This window comes from Peptoanaerobacter stomatis (assembly GCF_000238115.1).
Lineage (GTDB): Bacteria > Bacillota > Clostridia > Peptostreptococcales > Filifactoraceae > Peptoanaerobacter > Peptoanaerobacter stomatis.
In genome coordinates this window covers 15,817-34,129 of sequence record NZ_JH414554.1, presented here as the reverse complement: position 1 = coordinate 34,129, position 18,313 = coordinate 15,817, and the positions used below count along the sequence as shown (strand labels likewise).

The 18,313-nt window shown below is 30.0% G+C and carries 18 protein-coding genes and 1 pseudogene; 10 read left to right on the top strand and 9 right to left on the bottom strand.

Going from position 1 to position 18,313, the window contains the following annotated elements; translation table 11 throughout:
* The first annotated feature begins 34 nt into the window (after positions 1 to 34).
* Both HMPREF9629_RS06850 and HMPREF9629_RS06845 read left to right on the top strand, forming a co-directional pair.
* Complete coding sequence (locus tag HMPREF9629_RS06850) at positions 35 to 691, top strand: V-type ATP synthase subunit D (protein ID WP_009525649.1); 657 nt, start codon at positions 35 to 37, stop codon at positions 689 to 691.
* A gap of 258 nt (positions 692 to 949) precedes the next feature.
* Complete coding sequence (locus HMPREF9629_RS06845; RefSeq protein ID WP_009525648.1) at positions 950 to 2,365, top strand: diguanylate cyclase domain-containing protein; 1,416 nt, start codon at positions 950 to 952, stop codon at positions 2,363 to 2,365.
* Between the two features lie 109 nt (positions 2,366 to 2,474).
* Here the strand turns inward: HMPREF9629_RS06845 and tnpA are convergent, their stop codons facing one another.
* The 9 genes from tnpA to HMPREF9629_RS06800 form a co-directional block, all read right to left on the bottom strand.
* On the bottom strand, positions 2,475 to 2,933 hold the full coding sequence (gene tnpA / locus HMPREF9629_RS06840; protein ID WP_009525647.1) for an IS200/IS605 family transposase: 459 nt from the start codon (positions 2,931 to 2,933) through the stop codon (positions 2,475 to 2,477).
* 321 nt (positions 2,934 to 3,254) lie between these two features.
* Positions 3,255 to 4,643, bottom strand: coding sequence for an NAD(P)/FAD-dependent oxidoreductase (locus tag HMPREF9629_RS06835; RefSeq protein ID WP_009525646.1), 1,389 nt, complete (start codon positions 4,641 to 4,643; stop codon positions 3,255 to 3,257).
* 293 nt (positions 4,644 to 4,936) lie between these two features.
* The gene (locus HMPREF9629_RS06830) at positions 4,937 to 5,635 is read right to left on the bottom strand and encodes an acylneuraminate cytidylyltransferase family protein (protein WP_009525645.1); all 699 of its coding nucleotides are present in this window, start codon (positions 5,633 to 5,635) and stop codon (positions 4,937 to 4,939) included.
* The gene (neuC, locus tag HMPREF9629_RS06825) at positions 5,632 to 6,804 is read right to left on the bottom strand and encodes a UDP-N-acetylglucosamine 2-epimerase (RefSeq protein WP_009525644.1); all 1,173 of its coding nucleotides are present in this window, start codon (positions 6,802 to 6,804) and stop codon (positions 5,632 to 5,634) included. The genes HMPREF9629_RS06830 and neuC overlap by 4 nt, the downstream gene beginning before the upstream one ends.
* The gene (neuB, locus tag HMPREF9629_RS06820) at positions 6,801 to 7,799 is read right to left on the bottom strand and encodes an N-acetylneuraminate synthase (protein WP_009525643.1); all 999 of its coding nucleotides are present in this window, start codon (positions 7,797 to 7,799) and stop codon (positions 6,801 to 6,803) included. The genes neuC and neuB overlap by 4 nt, the downstream gene beginning before the upstream one ends.
* A 98-nt stretch (positions 7,800 to 7,897) precedes the next feature.
* Positions 7,898 to 8,539: an acetyltransferase gene (locus tag HMPREF9629_RS06815; RefSeq protein ID WP_009525642.1), complete on the bottom strand. Its 642-nt coding sequence runs from the start codon at positions 8,537 to 8,539 to the stop codon at positions 7,898 to 7,900.
* Complete coding sequence (locus HMPREF9629_RS06810) at positions 8,532 to 9,578, bottom strand: sugar phosphate nucleotidyltransferase (RefSeq protein WP_009525641.1); 1,047 nt, start codon at positions 9,576 to 9,578, stop codon at positions 8,532 to 8,534. The genes HMPREF9629_RS06815 and HMPREF9629_RS06810 overlap by 8 nt, the downstream gene beginning before the upstream one ends.
* A 33-nt stretch (positions 9,579 to 9,611) precedes the next feature.
* Positions 9,612 to 10,778, bottom strand: a complete 1,167-nt coding sequence (locus HMPREF9629_RS06805) for a LegC family aminotransferase (RefSeq protein WP_009525640.1) — start codon at positions 10,776 to 10,778, stop codon at positions 9,612 to 9,614.
* A gap of 12 nt (positions 10,779 to 10,790) precedes the next feature.
* Entirely contained in the window at positions 10,791 to 11,771 is a 981-nt protein-coding gene (locus tag HMPREF9629_RS06800) for an NAD-dependent 4,6-dehydratase LegB (protein WP_009525639.1), read from the bottom strand.
* Between the two features lie 678 nt (positions 11,772 to 12,449).
* Between HMPREF9629_RS06800 and HMPREF9629_RS06795 the strand changes: the two genes are divergently transcribed.
* The 8 genes and pseudogenes from HMPREF9629_RS06795 (at position 12,450) to HMPREF9629_RS06765 (ending at position 18,281) form a co-directional block, all read left to right on the top strand.
* Positions 12,450 to 12,950: a GNAT family N-acetyltransferase gene (locus tag HMPREF9629_RS06795; protein ID WP_009525638.1), complete on the top strand. Its 501-nt coding sequence runs from the start codon at positions 12,450 to 12,452 to the stop codon at positions 12,948 to 12,950.
* A 306-nt stretch (positions 12,951 to 13,256) separates the two neighbouring features.
* Positions 13,257 to 13,661 carry a YbgA family protein gene (locus tag HMPREF9629_RS06790; protein ID WP_009525637.1) on the top strand — a complete coding sequence of 135 codons (405 nt, stop codon included), beginning with the start codon at positions 13,257 to 13,259 and terminating at the stop codon, positions 13,659 to 13,661.
* Positions 13,645 to 14,013, top strand: a complete 369-nt coding sequence (locus HMPREF9629_RS06785; RefSeq protein ID WP_009525636.1) for a TIGR02328 family protein — start codon at positions 13,645 to 13,647, stop codon at positions 14,011 to 14,013. Before HMPREF9629_RS06790 ends, HMPREF9629_RS06785 begins: the two co-directional genes overlap by 17 nt.
* 17 nt (positions 14,014 to 14,030) lie before the next feature.
* Positions 14,031 to 14,501, top strand: coding sequence for a GNAT family N-acetyltransferase (locus tag HMPREF9629_RS06780; RefSeq protein WP_009525635.1), 471 nt, complete (start codon positions 14,031 to 14,033; stop codon positions 14,499 to 14,501).
* A 73-nt stretch (positions 14,502 to 14,574) separates the two neighbouring features.
* Positions 14,575 to 14,847: pseudogene (locus HMPREF9629_RS12670) on the top strand (Lsa family ABC-F type ribosomal protection protein); the annotation flags it as partial.
* A gap of 103 nt (positions 14,848 to 14,950) precedes the next feature.
* Entirely contained in the window at positions 14,951 to 15,577 is a 627-nt protein-coding gene (locus HMPREF9629_RS06775; RefSeq protein WP_009525634.1) for a class I SAM-dependent methyltransferase, read from the top strand.
* 6 nt (positions 15,578 to 15,583) lie between these two features.
* The gene (locus HMPREF9629_RS06770; RefSeq protein ID WP_009525633.1) at positions 15,584 to 16,957 is read left to right on the top strand and encodes a B12-binding domain-containing radical SAM protein; all 1,374 of its coding nucleotides are present in this window, start codon (positions 15,584 to 15,586) and stop codon (positions 16,955 to 16,957) included.
* Between the two features lies 1 nt (position 16,958).
* Complete coding sequence (locus HMPREF9629_RS06765) at positions 16,959 to 18,281, top strand: B12-binding domain-containing radical SAM protein (protein WP_009525632.1); 1,323 nt, start codon at positions 16,959 to 16,961, stop codon at positions 18,279 to 18,281.
* Positions 18,282 to 18,313 lie beyond the last annotated feature (32 nt).

Here is an 18,313-nt window from a genome sequence, read left to right as displayed (position 1 = left end):
ATAATATTTAAATTGGTAAAAAGGAGGCGAGATTTTGGCAAGCAAGACCGTAAACCCTACCAGAATGGAACTTACAAGACTCAAAAAAAAGCTGAAAACTGCTACAAGAGGTCATAAGCTTTTAAAAGACAAAAGAGATGAACTTATGAAACAATTTCTTGATTTAGTTAGAGTAAACAAAGTTCTTAGGGAAAATGTTGAAGAAAAAATAAAAAAAGCCAATAAGCAATTCGCACTTGCCTCAGCAAGTATGTCAGAAGAAATATTGAAAGTTGCTATAATGGCTCCAAAACAAGAAGTATATCTTGATGTTAAGAGCAGAAATGCTATGAGCGTCACAATACCTGTATTTGAAACGAAAACTAAAACTGCGGATTCAAATGACGTGTACTCATACGGTTATGCTTTTACATCAGCGGAATTGGATGATTCTGTAAAAGAATTATCAGATATTTTACCGGATTTGCTCAAATTGGCTGAATGTGAAAAATCTTGTCAGCTGATGGCAAGCGAGATAGAAAAAACAAGAAGAAGAGTAAATGCATTAGAGCATGTTATGATACCGGAAATGCAAAGAAATATCAAGTATATAGTTATGAAACTTGATGAAAACGAGAGAAGTACACAGATAAGACTTATGAAAGTCAAAGATATGGTGCTTGAGGATAAACACCATTATAAAGATAAATAAAAAAACTGTATTTTTGTACAATGTTATTAAGTCGGCAAAATCAAAAAGATCTTTACACAAAATAGAAGTGTAAGGATCTTTTTTGTAATTTTTTTTACAGATCAGAAAAATTTTATAATAATTTCTATTGTAATTTATTGTGATTTAGTGTATTATAAGAAACAGTATTTAATTTATTAATAAAAATAATACAATATATTTAAAAAAAATAGTATAAATGATTTATGTATTTATTTTGATTTAAGGTGAAAGATATAGATGAAATCTGAAAAATTTATAAAAATTAAAGATTTTTTGTTGCTTAAAACAATGTATTCTAAAATAATTTTAACATATATGGTATTTTCATTAGTTTTATTCTTATTTATGAATTTGGCGATTACTTCTGCAATAACAAGATTAGAAGAAAACTTGATGTCTCAGAGATTGCAGTCCGATATAAATTATATAGAAGATTTGATCAGTAATAATAGTAAATTTGAATGGCAAATAAAAGGCGATAAAATATATTTCGGAGATGTTTTAATAGGAGACGGAACTGAAGAAAAAGCTAATCTTGAACCTTTTTTGGAACATGAAAGGAAAACAGGAACTTTTGCCTATGTTTTTATGCTGGATAAAAATGCCGAGCTTGGGTATGTTGAAGAAACTGAGACATCAGCAGGATATGAAGAAGGACATTATTTAAGAGTTGCAGGAAGTACGAAAAGTCCTGAGGGTAAATCAATAGTAGGGACTTATATAACGAAAAATGTGGCTGATTCATTAGATAATATAGGCACTTATTCAGGAGAGGCAAATGTTGCAGGAGGTATGATATATTGTCTTTACAACAGATTGTCAGATAAAAACGGAAATACTGTCGGGGCTATAGTTGTAGGAAGAAATATAACGGAGCTTAAATCACAAATATCATATTCTGTGCAAAATATATCTATTATTATGATTCTTACTATATTAATATGTGGTATAATCATAGTGTTTTTAACTTCTAAATGGACATCTGCCATAAAAATTACAACAGATTATTTAAAGCAGATTGAAGATGGAATTATACCGGAAAGACCGTTAAATCTGAAAACAAGAGATGAGATGAGCCTGATTTCCGAGAGTGTAAATAAAATGGTAATTTCTTTGAAAGAAAATACAAATCTGCGTAAAAAATCTGAAACGGATGCACTTACAAATATACCTAACAGATTTGCATATGAAGATTATTCTAAAAATATATACAATCAGCTGCTTAAAAATCATCAAACGTTGAGCATAGAGATAGTTGATATAGATTTTTTCAAAGAATATAATGATAACTACGGCCATACGGCAGGAGACAGATGTATAAAGACGATAGCAAAAGAAATTCAATCATTGGTAAATATAAAAGAAAATATGTTTGCATTCAGATACGGCGGAGATGAATTTGTAATAATATATAACGGATATTTAAAAGATGAAGTTGAAGAGATAGTTAATACTCTTAAAGAAAAAATTATAAACTGTAATATAGAGCATAAATATTCCAAAATTTCCGACAAAGTGACAATAACACAAGGGGTATGTTTCGGCTTTTTTGACAATCGACACAGTATAGAAGACTTTTTTGATATGGCTGATAAGGCATTATATGATGTAAAAAATATTACGAGAAATGATTATAATATAGTAGATATATAATAAATATCCACCAGCATAGCTGGTGGTTTTTCATATACGCCTATAAGGCTCTATTTCCAGCAACGCCCTAACAGGCGTACATACTTTCTGACATTTGCATTATACTTCTTTACTTGCTACCCATAAATGGGTCTTCTTTATAATTTATTTTCATCTGTTCTCCTATTTTATCTTCTTCTAATTGATTCTTTATATATTCTGCTATCTTTTTTGCATTCTTTCCTACTGTATCTACATAATATCCTCTGCACCAAAATTCTCTATTTCTATATTTGAATTTCAAGCTCCCAAATTTTTCATATATCATCAAACTACTTTTGCCTTTCAAATAACCCATTATACTTGATACGCTATATTTAGGTGGTATTTCTACAAACATATGAATGTGGTCCGGACAACACTCTGCTTCTATTATTGTTATTCCTTTATACTCACATAATTTCCTCAATATTATTCCTATCTCTCTTCTTTTTTCTCCATAGAATACTTTTCTTCTATATTTTGGTGCAAATACTATGTGGTATTTGCAATTATACTTTGTATGTGATAAACTCTTATTGTCATTCATTTTTATGACCTCCCTTTGATTTTATTTTGTTATTGTCAGAAAGTAACTTTATTTTAATCAAAGGGAGTTTTTTTGTCCACTCATAGGCTTAGCCTTTTTTGAACTCCCCCGCATAGCGGGGGGTTTTCTTTACACAAAAAAGACTGTATATTAACACGATATTCTAATATACAGTCTTTTATGTCTTATATCAAAAATCTTTTAAAAAACCGTATAGATTAAGAAATAGTACATAAGTATTACGTAAAATATATACATATGGAAATTAAAATTATACGGTATTTTAAATGTGTAAATAGTATTATAAATTATATATTATTACTAATTTTCTGCTTGAATTTTTTCGTGTATTTTTTTTGCTACATGTACACCGCTGGCTGATGCTTGTGATAGTGAATGTGTTACTCCGGAACCGTCACCTACAACGTATAGATTTTTTATTTTTGTTTCTAAATTACTGTCTACTTCTACATTTGAATTATAGAATTTTACTTCAACTCCATATAATAATGTATCGTTGTTAGCTGTTCCCGGAGCAATTTTATCAAGTGCTTCTATCATTTCTATTATTGAGTCGAGTTGTCTTTTTGGTATTACAAGGCTTAAATCTCCAGGTGTGGCATTAAGTGTAGGTACTATAAAACTTTTTTCTATTGAGCGTTGTGTACTTCTCTTACCTCTTTTTAAATCACCGAATCTTTGTAAAAGAACACCACCACCTAACATATTTGAAAGGCGTGCTATGGATTCTCCATATTCGTTGCTGTTTTTGAACGGCTCGGTAAATGTATTGCTTACAAGTAATGCAAAATTTGTATTTTCTGTGTGAAGTGAAGGATCTGAATATGAATGTCCATTTACAGTTACAACTCCGTTAGTATTTTCGGCCACTACTTCTCCGTATGGATTCATACAAAATGTTCTTACAAGGTCATTGTATTTTCTTGTTTGATATACTATTTTGCTTTCATAAACTTCGTCAGTTATATGTTTGAATACTTCTGCAGGCAATTCCACTCTAACTCCGATATCAACTTTGTTTTTTGTAGTAGGTATTTTCATCTTGTCACATATGTTTCCTATCCATTTTGAACCGGAGCGACCTGCAGCAAGTATCACATATTTTGATGTAAATTCTTGTTTTTTGTCAGTTTGTATATAGAACTCATTATCTTTGTATTCTATGTTTTCAGCTGTTGTATTATAAAGCATATCAACCTTTTTGCTTATATATGCTGATATTTTTTCCAATATCTTTACATTTCTGTCTGTTCCGAAATGTCTTACTTTTGCTTCCAATAGATGTAAGTCATTTTTTATAGCCATAGTCTTTATATTGGTTTTTGATGTTGAATATAATTTTGACCCGTGACCGTCAATACTACATAGCACTTCATCTACATATTCCATATAATCAAGTGCTTCTTTTTTTCCTATATATTTATATAAATCTCCCCCAAAATTGTTAGTTATATTATATTTGCCGTCTGATAAACTGCCTGCACCACCAAAGCCTTTCATTATGTTACAAGGCGTACACTTAATACAGTTTTTAACCTTTCCTTCAGAGATAGGACAGGTTCTTTTTTCTATAGGATTACCTGAATCAATCATAAGAATTTTTGCATTCGTATCCATTTTTGTAAATTCATATGATGCAAACACACCGCTTGCACCTGCACCTATTATAACAATATCATAACGTTCCAAGTGAAACCTCCAAATAATATTTATAGTTTAATATTTTTTAAATGTAATACTAATACCTGATCAGATAATGGATACTTTCAATTTATAATCATTAAAAAACTAATTATTATTTTTTATAATGTCCATTAATCAAATAGGTATTAGTATAATGCTATTATGCAAAAAATATACACTTATATTTAAAATACATTGTTTCTAAATATAAGTGTATATCAAAAAACTGATTTGTTCAAGTTTTTACAGGAAAAACAAGAATTATTTTTTAAAATTTTTATGAAAAAGTTCATTATTTTTTAATTGTTTTGAATTGAATCATTCATAAGAATGCTTGCAAGCTTGAAATCAAATATATCATCTATATCTATGGAATGCATCTTTGGCATTATATGTGCGTAGCTTTTATCTGAGTATATGTCAGATACGCTGAAAAGATGAGAAATTTTTATTATATATAATGCACCGTTTATTCTGTAATAAGTAGGTATTTCCTGTCTTGGAATTTTGACAACAGAAGGATTGATAAAATTTTCCATAGAGTTATCATGGGGTAATGTATTTGACCATAATGGACTGTGGTCCATTTCGCATACACCTGTTACTAAATTTGCATTTTTTTCTTGCATTATTTTATAGCCGTTTTTTATATCTTCTGCTGTTCTAAGAGGGGATGTTGGTTGAAGTAATGTTGCTGTATCAAAAGTTTTTCCCATTTTCTTATAATGCAAAATCACATCTTTTACTACGTCCCAAGATGAAGCATTGTCGTTTGAAAGTAAATCATTTCGTAGAAAGGGTACGCTTGCACCGAATGACATTGCGATATCGGCATATTTTTGAGAATCTGTGCTAACCATTATTTCATCGAACATTTTTGATTTTATGGCTACATTTATTGAATAATATAATAGGGGTTTTCCGTTTAAAAGCTTTATATTTTTATCTTTAAGACCTTTTGAACCGGATCTTGCCGGTATGATAGCTATATTTTTCACTCATTTACCTCACAATCATAAAAACTTTTTTTAAGGTCTATATTTTCTTTTAGCAGATATTTTTTTAGAATTTTTATTATTTTATCTGATGAATTTCCATCTCCGTATGGATTTACTGTATTTTTGGAAATATCAATAAATTCATTTTCTGTTGCTTTATCTATTGCTTTTTGTATGGATGATTTATCGGGTAAACAATCTATAACGCTACTTGCTTTTTGCCTACCTTTTTGCCTGTCTCCTATATTTATTGTGGGTATTTTGAATGTAGGTGCTTCTAAAAGTCCGCTCGATGAATTTCCTATTACAAATGAGCAATATTTTAAAGCGCTTAAATATCTGAGCATACCAAGTGATGTGAATACATATATGTTATCTACTTTTTTTTCGTATTCGTCTAATATTTTGTTTATCATTCTTCCGTTTGCGTCAGCATTTGATTTTGTGAAGATGAAATTTATATTTTCGTATTCACTGCACACATCAAGTAAATTTGTAATCTGTGCTTTTGCAGTTTTATCTTCGAGTGTTACAGGATGAAAAGTGGCTATTGCATATTTTTTATCCAAGCTTATATTTAATGAAGCTTCCAATTCTTTTTTTGTGAGGAGTTTTTCGTTGAGTATGTTTTCTATGCCGAGTGCACCTACATTAAATACTCTGTTTGGATGTTCACCGAGTTGTATAACTCTTTTTCTATATTCATCTGTGCTTGTAAAATGAAGGTAGCTAAGTTTAGTTATTGAATGGCGTATTACGTCGTCTATTGCTCCTTCGGTTTTTTCTCCTCCATAAAGATGTGCGATTGGAATTTTTTCATTCATTGCTACAAGTGATACAGCTAAAGTTTCATATCTGTCACCTAAGACTATCAACAAATTTGGTTTAAGAGATGAAAAATAATCTGCAAAGCTAATCATGGCAAGCCCCATAGATTTTGAAACGGACGAAGATGTGTCAGAGCTTAGAAGTATTTCTATTTTTTTGTCTATGATAAATCCGTCTTGCTCTATCTCTTTGTAAGTTAGTCCGAATTCTTGTGATAAGTGCATACCTGTAGCGACTATTCTTATATCAAATTCTTCTATTTTACTGAGTTTTTTTATAAGGGGTTTTAAAAGTCCGTATTCTGCTCTTGTTGCAGTAAGTACACTTATTATTTTTTTCATATTTCTATCAACTCATCTTCTTTAAAATCTTTTATGGCTTCTTGACCTAATATTTCAAACCATTTCATAGGACTTATACCGTTTCCAGGTCGTTTAACGGTCAAATTTTCTTGTGTAAATATTTCGCCTTTTTTTATATCTTTTTTTGCAATAATACTTTTTCTTGCAATTGATATATTTTTTTTCTCGCTTTCAGCTAATCTTTTTATACCGTCACCTAATGCAGACTCTACATTTCTTATGGATTCAACCATTTTTTTCAGTTCATAAGGCTCTAAGCTGGCTTTATGGTCAGGTCCTTGCATATTTTTATCAAGGGTGAAGTGTTTTTCTATTACGGTAGCACCTAATGCGACTGCGGATATCGGTATTTCTATGCCTTTTGTGTGATCTGAATAACCTATATTCACATTAAATTCATCTTTTATTGTCAGCATAGCTTTTAAGTTTACATCTGTGAATGGAGCAGGGTATTCTGTTGTGCAGTGCAAGACGGTTATATTGCCGGCTCCGTTTGTTTTTAAAACTGAAAGAGCATTTTGTATGTCTTCCATGGTGCTCATCCCTGTCGATAGAATTACATCTTTTTCTAAATTTGCTATTTTTATAAGATAAGGCAGGTTAGTTATCTCTCCGGATGGTATTTTCCATACATTCATATCGAGTGAGCTAAGAAAATCTATGCTGTCAAAATCAAAAGCTGTTGATAAAAATTGTATGTTTTTTGCTTTACAATAATTATTTAATTCTATAAAATCTGAAAAAGAAAGCTCGAGTTTTTTGAGCATATTATATTGGGATTCGCTTGCATTATTTGTATTTTGTTTTTGATATTCGGCTTTTACTGCTGTTTTTGAAACTATATTTTCTGCCATAAATGTCTGAAATTTTATACAATCTACACCTGCATTTTTTGCTTCATCTACTAATTTTTTTGCAAGCTTTAAACTTCCGTTGTGATTTACACCTGCTTCTGCAATTATAAATACGCCCATATTACCTCCGTTTTTTGCATTTATAGTAGTTAACTTTCAAATTTATTTATAAAACTGTATTAATCTAAATATTTTTTTTAAAATTGTATTAATTAGTTCTATATATTTTTTATTTCCTTACAGGGATTACCGTATGCCAACTTATTATCTTCCATGTTTTTTGTTATGACACTCGCTATTCCTATAATAGTATTTTTTCCTATTGTCAAATTGTTTCGTATCGTGGAGTTAGAACCTATATGTGTATTTTTATTAATAGTTACATTTCCGCCTAAAACCGTACCTGAAGCAATATGAACAAATTCTTTGATTACACAGTCATGCTCTATTATTGCGCCTGTGTTTATTATACATCCGTTTTCTATTATGCTTCCTGAGTTTATAACAGATTTTTTACCGACAAATATACCTTTTTGCAGTTTTGCATATCTGCTTATTACGGCGGATTTATCTATTATATTTGGAATTTCAAAACCTATTTTATCTATCATATCAAATAATTTTATTCTTATTTTAGGATTTCCGATACTTCCTAAAGATATAAAGGCATATTTATATCCTTGAGAGTATAGTCTTGCAATATCATCGTCTGAACCTATTATTTTTATGCCCATTATGGATTTTCCTATATTTTCTTTTTTATCTATTATGGAAATATCATAATCTTCATATTGTAATAAGCTGTCCAATATTACTTTACAGTGACCTCCGCCACCTATGAGAAGAATTTTTTTATTCATTGTCTTCTAACCTTTTTCTCATTTTTTCCATTTCATCGAATTGTCCCATATCCATCCAATTTTTTTCACCTATAGGGAATATTCCTATTTTTTCGCCTTGTTTTCTGTATTTATCTACAACATCGGGAAAACCTATGGATTTATTTTGCTCCAATTCTTCTATAACTCTCGGCTCCACGATATACATACCTGTATTTGTAAAAAATAATATTTCCGGTTTTTCTTTTATGTTGTCAATTTCGCCATTTTCATTTATTTCTACAACTCCATATGGTATTTTAATATTTTTCAATGAGCATACCATTGTTATGAGATTGTTTTTTTCTTTGTGATAATTATATATAGTTTCATAGTTTTCTTCTATGAGTATATCGCAGTTTGACAGTATAAAAGTAGAGTTTATTTTGCCTTTTAACAGGCTGAGACCTCCACCTGTACCGAGCGGAATATCCTCGTCTATATAGTTTACGTTATAATTTTTATTTATTTCATTAAAATATGCTTTGATCATATTTTTTTTGTGATTTACGATTAGATAGAAATTATTCATACCGTAGCTGTTAAATTTATTTATGATATGTTCGACTATTGGTATTTCACCTATTGGAATTAGTGGTTTTGGGAGTATTTTTGTATATGGATACAGTCTTGTACCTTTTCCACCTGCCATAATAACCACAGGTATATTTAACTTGTGTTCCAAGCCTATCTTTTCATCATTCCAAAATACTATGGATACTATGTTTTTGTTATCATCTACTATTGGAAGTGCATCAACTTTATATTTTTTGAGATATTTTCTTGAATCAACTTCATCTTTAATATAAATATATTTTGGATTATAGTTTGCTATGTCTTTTACTTTGGCTACCAAATTACCTTTTTTCAGTATCCATCTTCTTATGTCCCCATCTGTTATGACTGCGACAAATTTATTATCTCTTACCACAAACAGATTTTTTTTTGCAACTTCATCCAACTGTGCCATGGCTTCAAGCATAGTGGCATTTTCATCTATTAAAAATTCTTGAACATTCATTGCGATAACCTCTTATCTTATATTTGAGATTTTTTATTCTACTGTTTTTAGACATTCTATAACATATTCGATGTCTTGTTTATCAAGATTTGAACTGCATGGTATGTTTACAATGTGATTGATATATTTTTTTGCTGTTTCTATTTTGTATGATATGCTTTTCTTATATGGTAATTGCTCATTTATAAGTCCCCATATAGGTCTTGTTTGTATATTTTTGCTTAACAGGTATTTTATTACACCGTCTTTATCAAGTGGATAAGTGTCATCTACATAAAGTGAATAAAACCAGTAGTTAGGTCTTATATTTTGTTTGAAATCAAGTATTTTTAACCCTTTAATATTTTTTATGGAGTTTTTATAAAATTCATAGTTGTCTTTTTTTGTTTGAATAAATTTTTCAAGCTGTTCTAATTGTGCTAAACCAAGTGCTGCCTGTAAGTTAGTCATACGATAATTGTATCCTATTTCATCGTGAGTATAATACAATTCGTCACTTTTTGCCTGTGTTGTCAAATGTTTTGCTCTTTTCAACAAATCTTCATCATCAGATATAATCATACCTCCACCGCCTGTAGTCATTATCTTATTTCCGTTGAATGAGTATATTCCGATATTTCCTATAGTTCCTGCATATTTTCCTGCATATCTTCCTGATGTATAGTATGTGCCTATTGCCTCTGTTGCATCTTCAACAACTTTGAGGTTGTATTTGTTTGCAATATCCATTATTTTTTCCATATCTGCCATATTTCCGAATACATGCACAACTACCAATGCTTTTATAATTTTTTTTGTATTTTTATTTATGAGTGCGCCGTTTTCAAATACACATTCATTTTTACAAAAATTTTCCAATTTGTCAGGGTCTAATGTCAAAGAATCGTCGCAATCCATAAAAATAGGCTCTGCTCCTAAATATTTTACAGGGTTTACAGCTGCTATGAATGTAAGTGTAGGAACTATGACTTCATCGCCATTTTTTACATTACAAAGTTTAAGAGCTATGTGTATACCTGAAGTTCCGTTTTGACAAGATACTGCACCTTTACATTTTACATACTTTGCGATTTTTTCTTCAAAATCGTTAACAAAAGGTCCGCCTGTAGATACCCATTCTTCTTTTACTGCTTTTGTTACATAATCAAGCTCATTTCCCTTTAAATTGGGAACTGACAAAGGAATAAATTTATTACTCATAAAAAGCCTCCACTAAATATTATAAATATCTGTTTTATATTTATTCAAATTGTTTTTAAAAAATTCTATCGTTTCTGACAGTCCTTGTTCAAATGTATATTTAGGTGTCCAATCGGTGAGATTTTTAATTTTTTCATTTGAACCGAGTAATCTGTTTACTTCACTTTTTTGAGGTCTTAATCTTTGTTCATCACAAACTATTTTCACATTTGGATTGATTTGTCTGATTAACTCATTTGCCAAAGTACCTATAGATATTTCGTTTTGTGTTGCAATATTTATTTCTTCTCCAATTGTATTTTTAGCTTTTGAAATGGAAATAAAACCGTTAACAGTATCTTTTACATAATTAAAATCTCTTGTAGGCGTCAAAGAGCCTATTTCAAGTTGTTCTTTTCCGGATAATAATTGTGTTATTATAGTAGGTATTATTGCTCTTGCAGATTGTCGCGGACCATATGTGTTGAATGGGCGAACTATTGTTATGGGCATATCAAAACTTCTGTAAAAAGATTCTGCCAATCTGTCAGCACCTATTTTTGTAGCTGAATATGGAGATTGACCTTGATAAGGATGTTTTTCATCAATAGGTACATACATAGCCGTACCGTATACCTCAGATGTGGAAGTTACAAGTATTCTTGATGTGTCTAATGCCCTACCTGCTTGTAAAACATTAAGTGTACCTTTTATATTTGTATCAACATATGCGTCCGGAGAGTGATAGCTGAAAGGTATAGCTATCAGTGCAGCAAGATGAAATACTTCGTCAATTCCTTTCATAGATTCTCTTACGCCGTTAGGATCTCGTATGTCTCCAGTAAAAACATCTATTTCATTTAATATATCTTTGGGCAGGCTATCAAGCCATCCCCATGAATTGAACGAATTGTAATATGCGAAAGCTCTAACTTTATATCCTTGCTTTACCAATTCTTCTGTCAAATGACTTCCTATAAAACCGTCAGCTCCTGTAACTAACACATTTTTCATAAATATCACCTATATTCTATATTTTTAATGTATTAAATAAAATTTTGAAACATAATATTATTCGGTCTAATGTTAATTTTTAAATTTATAATTAATAATAAATTCATTTATAAAATTAAGTCGTATATTTTTTTAAAGATATAAATCAATTAAAATTAATTGAGAGGGTAATAAAATTTCACTATAACACTAAATCATTATTGAAATATTAATTTTAACAACAATATTAATAGCTGTTACTTTAGTATCTTTTATATATATTTTTAAAAAAGTATAAGTATAAAGATATACTCTATTTATAAGTCGGCAAATCGTAAGCTTTTATTTAATATATTGTAATTTTATTATATCATAAAATATTATATATTTTTTTAAAATGAAGAATTTTTAAAAGTAGGATTATATGTCATTATAAATACCCATTAGTATGATAAGTAAAGCGAGTTTTGAATATATTTAAAAGATAAACATCTATTAATCTATTTGCATCAGGAAAAAAGAGAGGATAAAAAACAATAAAGGTTTAAATTTATAACCAATAATCAAGATAAATAGAGCATCTGAGGACAAATAGACAATTAAACGGTAGAAGATATAACTTAAAAATGATATAATAATTATGTTTAAGATAGATAAATTCTAAGTTGATGATCAATTTTTAGTTTATGGAGGGATTAAATGGATGTTTCATTATTATCAGATAGATACATTGTTCAAATGATGGGAGAGTCTGATGTTGAGAGAATATATGAATTGTGTAGAAAAAATTCCTTGTACTATCAATATTGTCCTCCATTAGTATCTGAGGAGAGCATTATTTGCGATATGAATGCACTACCTCAGAACAAGGATATGCAGGACAAATACTATATTGGATATTATGATGGGGAAAGATTGATTGCAGTAATGGATTTAATCATGGATTTCCCTGATGAAACAACGGCTTTTATAGGGTTCTTTATGACAGATGTGGCTATACAAAACACAGGGATTGGTAGCGGAATAATAGAGGATTTATGTGTTTGTCTTGCTAAGATAGGAATTTCAAAAGTTCGTCTTGGATGGGTAAAAGATAACCCTCAGGCAGAGCACTTCTGGCATAAGAATAAGTTTGTAGAAGTAGGGGATTTTTATGATACGGATAAATATACAGTAATTGTTGCTCAAAGATATTTATAAAATCGGAATTTGAAGAGGTTATAGTAATTAAAATTCTTTGTATCTAAGCCCACTTTAACATATGGTAATGTAGGATATTCATGTATACCTTACCTAAATAAAAATTTAAAAGCTATTAATAAGGCCTTATACTAAAATCTTATAGAATAATGGAAAAACGTAATAATTAATTTTTTCAATAAACTATGTATATTAATCTTATGTAATTATATAAGTTATCCATAATTTTATTAGAAAACTGTATTAAATGGTGATACATTATATGGGATTTGTTTTAAGTTTGAATATTTTGAAAGAGGCGTCAATATGAGAAACAAAGATATAAGAAGAGAATGTGAAGAATTATGGGCAAAAAATAAATATTTTGTACTAAGCAAATCGCATAAAGCATATCTGGAGATAAGGGGATACTTGAAAGGAACAGAACTGGATGTTTTATGGCTAAATGAAAAAATACAGGAAACAAGAGATATGAAGGAGAGTAAAAAAGATTTTAGTAATTCCGTTTTTCACATATGGGGATATTTCAAAAAAGACGCAAGTACAATTGAAAAACAGGCATTATTTGATATATTAAATGAATATATGGAAGGGAAAAATAATCAGAAAGTTGTAATTGAATGCATTAACACTTTACTAAAGAAATATCCTAATGAATATTTAGAAAAATCAACCTTGTTAACAGGAGAAGAGTATGAGACTATGGCATGAAAAACTTATCCACTTATTGCCCAAAAATCAGCTTCTTGGACAACATAGGGAATGTTGTGCTCTGAGGGGCAATGGATGGAAAAAGAAACATAAAACTGTGGATTATGTGTTTACATATTCCCCATATCATCTTTTTATTTACCATGTATTGGTTATGGAGGAGATGGAAAAAAGGGGATATAATGTTTCTGCGGAATGGAAAGATAAAAATTATAGAGGAAGGACAGCAGAAAAGTACGATAATCTTAAAGAGGAAATTGTAGACAGTCCAATTTACAAAGAGCATAATATTGAATATCTGTATGATTGTATAGAAAATTTAAGAAATAAAGGTATACATTTAAAAGTATAGAAGTTGTGGAGGAGTAAATGGATATAAAAATAAAAGAAGTTGAAGATAAACTGGAAAAGGAAGCTGTATCTAGAGAAATATTATATGACCTTTCAGAATGGTTTGGAATACCGGAAAGCACAGAAGAGTATATTCGTGATTCACAGGAAAAGCCTTTTCTCGCTTGTTATATGAATGATGAGTCGGTTGGTTTTGTTGTATTAAACGCAACCAGCAAGGATTGTGCAGATATTTTTGTAATTGGCATAAAAAAGAAATTCCATCGAATGGGTATTGGATCAGTACTTAATGAAGCTTACGAAACTATGGCAAGGAAGCTGGGCTACACATACTCACAAGTAAAAACGATACAGATGGGTCACTACAAAGAATATGATATTACCAATAATTTTTATATAGCTATGGGATATAAAGAATTGGAATGTTTCCCAACTTTATGGGATGAATGGAACCCATGTCCAATATATATTAAATATCTTGGAGCGTAACAACTCCCAGTTTGACATTATAAAATTTAAAATACGGAAAATGGTGTAAAAGTACTCTGTGCAAAATTGGATAAAACTAAACTTATTAAAAGATATTGAGACAAAGAAAAAGTTACTACTTAATTTGTTATATAATCATAAAGATAGTTTAATATCCGTCAGCAATTTATCATCATATTATGAAAAAAATAAATATTGAGTTATGTGAGCTTAGAAATAAAACAAGGTGACATAGTAGCTATATATGTTCGCAATGGTAGTGGAAAATTAATTCTGATTAAAATTTTTATTAGGGTTAAATCATGACTATACGTTAGAAATAAAATTAGCTAATAATTTGAAAATAAAGTAGAATATCCAAATTTATTTTATGCCATATAAAATATCAAAAAATAGAGAAGAGTATTATATTATCAAGAAGATGGTATTGGACAGGAAGGTATACATATATGAAAGGTATATGGGATTTTTGGGCAAATTATTACAATAGACTCTGGGTGCAAAAGTATTCATTAAAACCAAGTAGAGATAGAGTAATAAGTATTATTAAAAAGACAGATATAGATAATGGGAGTTTGCTTGATATTGGGTGTGGAACAGGACAACTTTTAGAGCAGGTGCACTCAAAATTTGGCATGACTTTTTCTATTACTGGAGCAGATTATTCAAAAAATATGTTGAAGCATGCAGAAAGAACTTTTAAAATAGAGGGCATTAGAGCAAAACTTATAAATACAGATATAAGTGATATAAGAGAGAATATAAAAGACAAATTTGACATAATTACCTGTACACATTCCTTACCATATTATAAGAATCAGGCAAAAGCAATTACGGATATGGCGTATTTATTAAAAGAAAATGGATACATTATAGTTGTATGTGCTTCAGTAAATAACTTTTATGATGCCATTGTATGTAGCATATTAAAATTGACAACAGGCAAGGCACACTATCCTTCTATAACAGAACTTAAAAGTTTTGCAGGAGATAATCTTAACTTTATGGGTTTTAGTCGTATTAAAAAGGCATTTTTTATGCCGAATATAATAGCTGTAGTGTATAAAAGAAAGTGAGAAATTGTGAGTAAAAGACTAAGTATATTATTGGTTCGTCCAAAACCTCCAAAAGAAACCATAGGGTTGCAACATGTGATGATATGTGAACCATTAGAGCTTGAATATTTGGTAGGGAATATAGATAAAAATAAAGCAAGTGTAGAAATTATAGATATGATACTTGAAAAAAAGCCTATTGAGTTTTTTATAAAAAAATATAAACCTAATATTATAGGAATGACAGCGTATATTACTCACGTAGGAGTAGTAAAGGAAATGTCAAAAGTAATAAAATATGTATCAAAGGATATTATAACTGTTGTGGGAGGGGTTCATGCAGAAGTAGTACCTGAAGATTTTGTTTCAAATTACATAGATTACATAATATGTTCAAAGCCTATAGAGACCTTTCTTAAAATAATAGATAAAGTGATATCAGGAGAAGACACTAAAGACATAGAAGGAACTTACATAGAAGGTAAAAAATACATAAGAAGTTCTTCTTTTAATATTTTTCATCCTGACAGAGAGGCTGTTTCAAAATACAGAAAAAGATATTATTATATGTTTCATAATCCTTGTGCACTTATAAAAACGTCATTGGGTTGTCCTTACAAATGTAACTTTTGTTTTTGCAAGGAAATAACCGGAGGAAAGTACTATGCAAGACAGCTTGATGATGTTATGAAGGAGCTTGAGAGCATAAAGGAGAGGGAAGTATATATAGTAGATGATGATTTTTTGTTTGATGAAGACAGACTGAATGGCTTTTGTGATGGATTAAAAGAAAGGAATATAAATAAAAGATTTTTGGTCTACGGAAGGGCAGACTTTATAGCAAGCCATGAAAGAATTATAAAAAGACTGTCAAGGTACGGGCTGAGTGCAGTAATTGTGGGAATAGAGTCGGTAAGAGAGAAAGACCTTAAGGATTTTAATAAGAGAAGTTCTCTTGAAAATAATGAGAAAGCTATAAAGATTCTACAAAAATACGGAATAGAGTTGTATGCAACTATGATTTTAAAACCTGATTTTACTAAACAGGATTTTAAACAAATAGAGGATTACATAATAGGTTTGAAAGTAAGTTTTGTTAACTTACAACCTCTTACCCCATTACCGGGAACAGAGATTTATAATGATTATAAGGATAAAATATTGGTATCACGCCAAAACTATGCCATGTGGGATTTAGCACACATAGTGCTTAAGCCGGAATATATGAGTATAAGGCAGTATTATTATCAAATTATTAAAACATATGCAAGAATAGTTTTAAGAGGGGATAATATAATTAAGATGCTAAAAAAATATGGAATAAAAGAAGTGGTTAAGATGTGGTGGGGAAGTCAATTTGTTACTATGCAGTATATAAAAAAAATTATAAGAGGTAGATAGTATGCAAAAGAAGAAACTTGTATTGATACAATCCTCTCCTTATGACCATGAAAGAAAGCCTATAAAAAAATCAAAACTTTATTTTGTAGGACTTGCAATGCCACTACTTGCTGCAATGACACCGGATGAATTTGATGTTAAAATAATTTTAGAAACAATAGACGATATAGATTTCGATATGGAAGTAGATATAGTCGGCATAGGCAGTATGGGACATGCTGTTATAAGAAGTATAGATATTGCAAAAGAATTTAAAAAAAGAGGCAAGACAGTATTTATGGGCGGATATATGGTAAGTCTTATGCCTGAAGAAGCAAAAAAATACTGCGACAGTGTAATAGTAGGAGACGGAGAATTAGCGTATCCGGCATTGCTTAAAGACTATCTTAATGGTGAGCTTAAAAGTTTTTATAATATGCCCATAAATATTATAGAAACTCCTTTACCAAGGTTTGATTTGATTCTTAATAAAAAAATAGGAGATATGTTGCCTGTACAGGCGGGAAGGGGATGTCCGAAATCCTGTAGCTTTTGCTCCATATACTGTCTCTACAAGAATCGTTATATAAGAAGACCTATAGAAGATGTTGTCAGAGACATAAAACAGATAAAGGCTTTGGGGTTTAATAAATTTATGCTTTTGGATGACAATATTATGTCGAACAGGGAATATATGATGGAACTTTTGGATTATATTATTCCTATGAAAATGACATGGATAAGCCAATGTTCAATAGATATAGGAGATGATAGAGAATTACTTGAGAAGTTGGCAAAGAGTGGTTGTATGACACTCAGCTTTGGGCTTGAAAGTATAGTTCAGGAAAGTCTCGACAGTATGAATAAATCGTGGGCAAAGGTTTCAGAATATAAAAGGCTTATTAAAAATATACAATCTGTAGGTATAGATATTTCAACAGAAATGGTAGTAGGAGCAGATGCTGATACAATAGAGTCTATAAGAAAAACTGCTGATTTCATAAAGGAATGTAAGATAGTTGTACCAAGGTTTTATATACTTACACCTATTCCGGGTACAATGTATCATAAGAAGATGCTTGAAGAAAACAGGATTTATATAGAGGATATGTACAGTTATGACGGAAGTCAGGCTGTGCATATTCCTATTAATATGAGTCCGGAAGAACTTACAGAGGAATATTGGTCGTTGTATGAGAAGGTATTTAAAATTGGCAATATAATGCAGAGAACTATATTTAGAAAAGAGTTTTTTAAATTTCCGGGAAGATATTTATTTTATATGGCAATCAATCTTTATTACAGATATCACATAAAAAAAAGATTGACTCCTAATATTATTTGACATAACTTTTTTAAGAATAATTTATATAAATT

Excerpts from the sequence above, each read along its gene's own strand:
- tnpA (WP_009525647.1), bottom strand. The coding sequence starts at position 2,933 with ATGAATGACAATAAGAGTTTATCACATACAAAGTATAATTGCAAATAC.
- neuB (WP_009525643.1), bottom strand. The coding sequence starts at position 7,799 with ATGGGCGTATTTATAATTGCAGAAGCAGGTGTAAATCACAACGGAAGT.
- HMPREF9629_RS06780 (WP_009525635.1), top strand. The coding sequence starts at position 14,031 with ATGGATATAAAAATAAAAGAAGTTGAAGATAAACTGGAAAAGGAAGCT.
- HMPREF9629_RS06845 (WP_009525648.1), top strand. The coding sequence starts at position 950 with ATGAAATCTGAAAAATTTATAAAAATTAAAGATTTTTTGTTGCTTAAA.
- HMPREF9629_RS06765 (WP_009525632.1), top strand. The coding sequence starts at position 16,959 with ATGCAAAAGAAGAAACTTGTATTGATACAATCCTCTCCTTATGACCAT.
- HMPREF9629_RS06810 (WP_009525641.1), bottom strand. The coding sequence starts at position 9,578 with ATGAATGTTCAAGAATTTTTAATAGATGAAAATGCCACTATGCTTGAA.
- HMPREF9629_RS06775 (WP_009525634.1), top strand. The coding sequence starts at position 14,951 with ATGAAAGGTATATGGGATTTTTGGGCAAATTATTACAATAGACTCTGG.
- HMPREF9629_RS06795 (WP_009525638.1), top strand. The coding sequence starts at position 12,450 with ATGGATGTTTCATTATTATCAGATAGATACATTGTTCAAATGATGGGA.
- HMPREF9629_RS06800 (WP_009525639.1), bottom strand. The coding sequence starts at position 11,771 with ATGAAAAATGTGTTAGTTACAGGAGCTGACGGTTTTATAGGAAGTCAT.
- neuC (WP_009525644.1), bottom strand. The coding sequence starts at position 6,804 with ATGAAAAAAATAATAAGTGTACTTACTGCAACAAGAGCAGAATACGGA.
- HMPREF9629_RS06785 (WP_009525636.1), top strand. The coding sequence starts at position 13,645 with ATGAGACTATGGCATGAAAAACTTATCCACTTATTGCCCAAAAATCAG.
- HMPREF9629_RS06815 (WP_009525642.1), bottom strand. The coding sequence starts at position 8,539 with ATGAATAAAAAAATTCTTCTCATAGGTGGCGGAGGTCACTGTAAAGTA.
- HMPREF9629_RS06805 (WP_009525640.1), bottom strand. The coding sequence starts at position 10,778 with ATGAGTAATAAATTTATTCCTTTGTCAGTTCCCAATTTAAAGGGAAAT.
- HMPREF9629_RS06790 (WP_009525637.1), top strand. The coding sequence starts at position 13,257 with ATGAGAAACAAAGATATAAGAAGAGAATGTGAAGAATTATGGGCAAAA.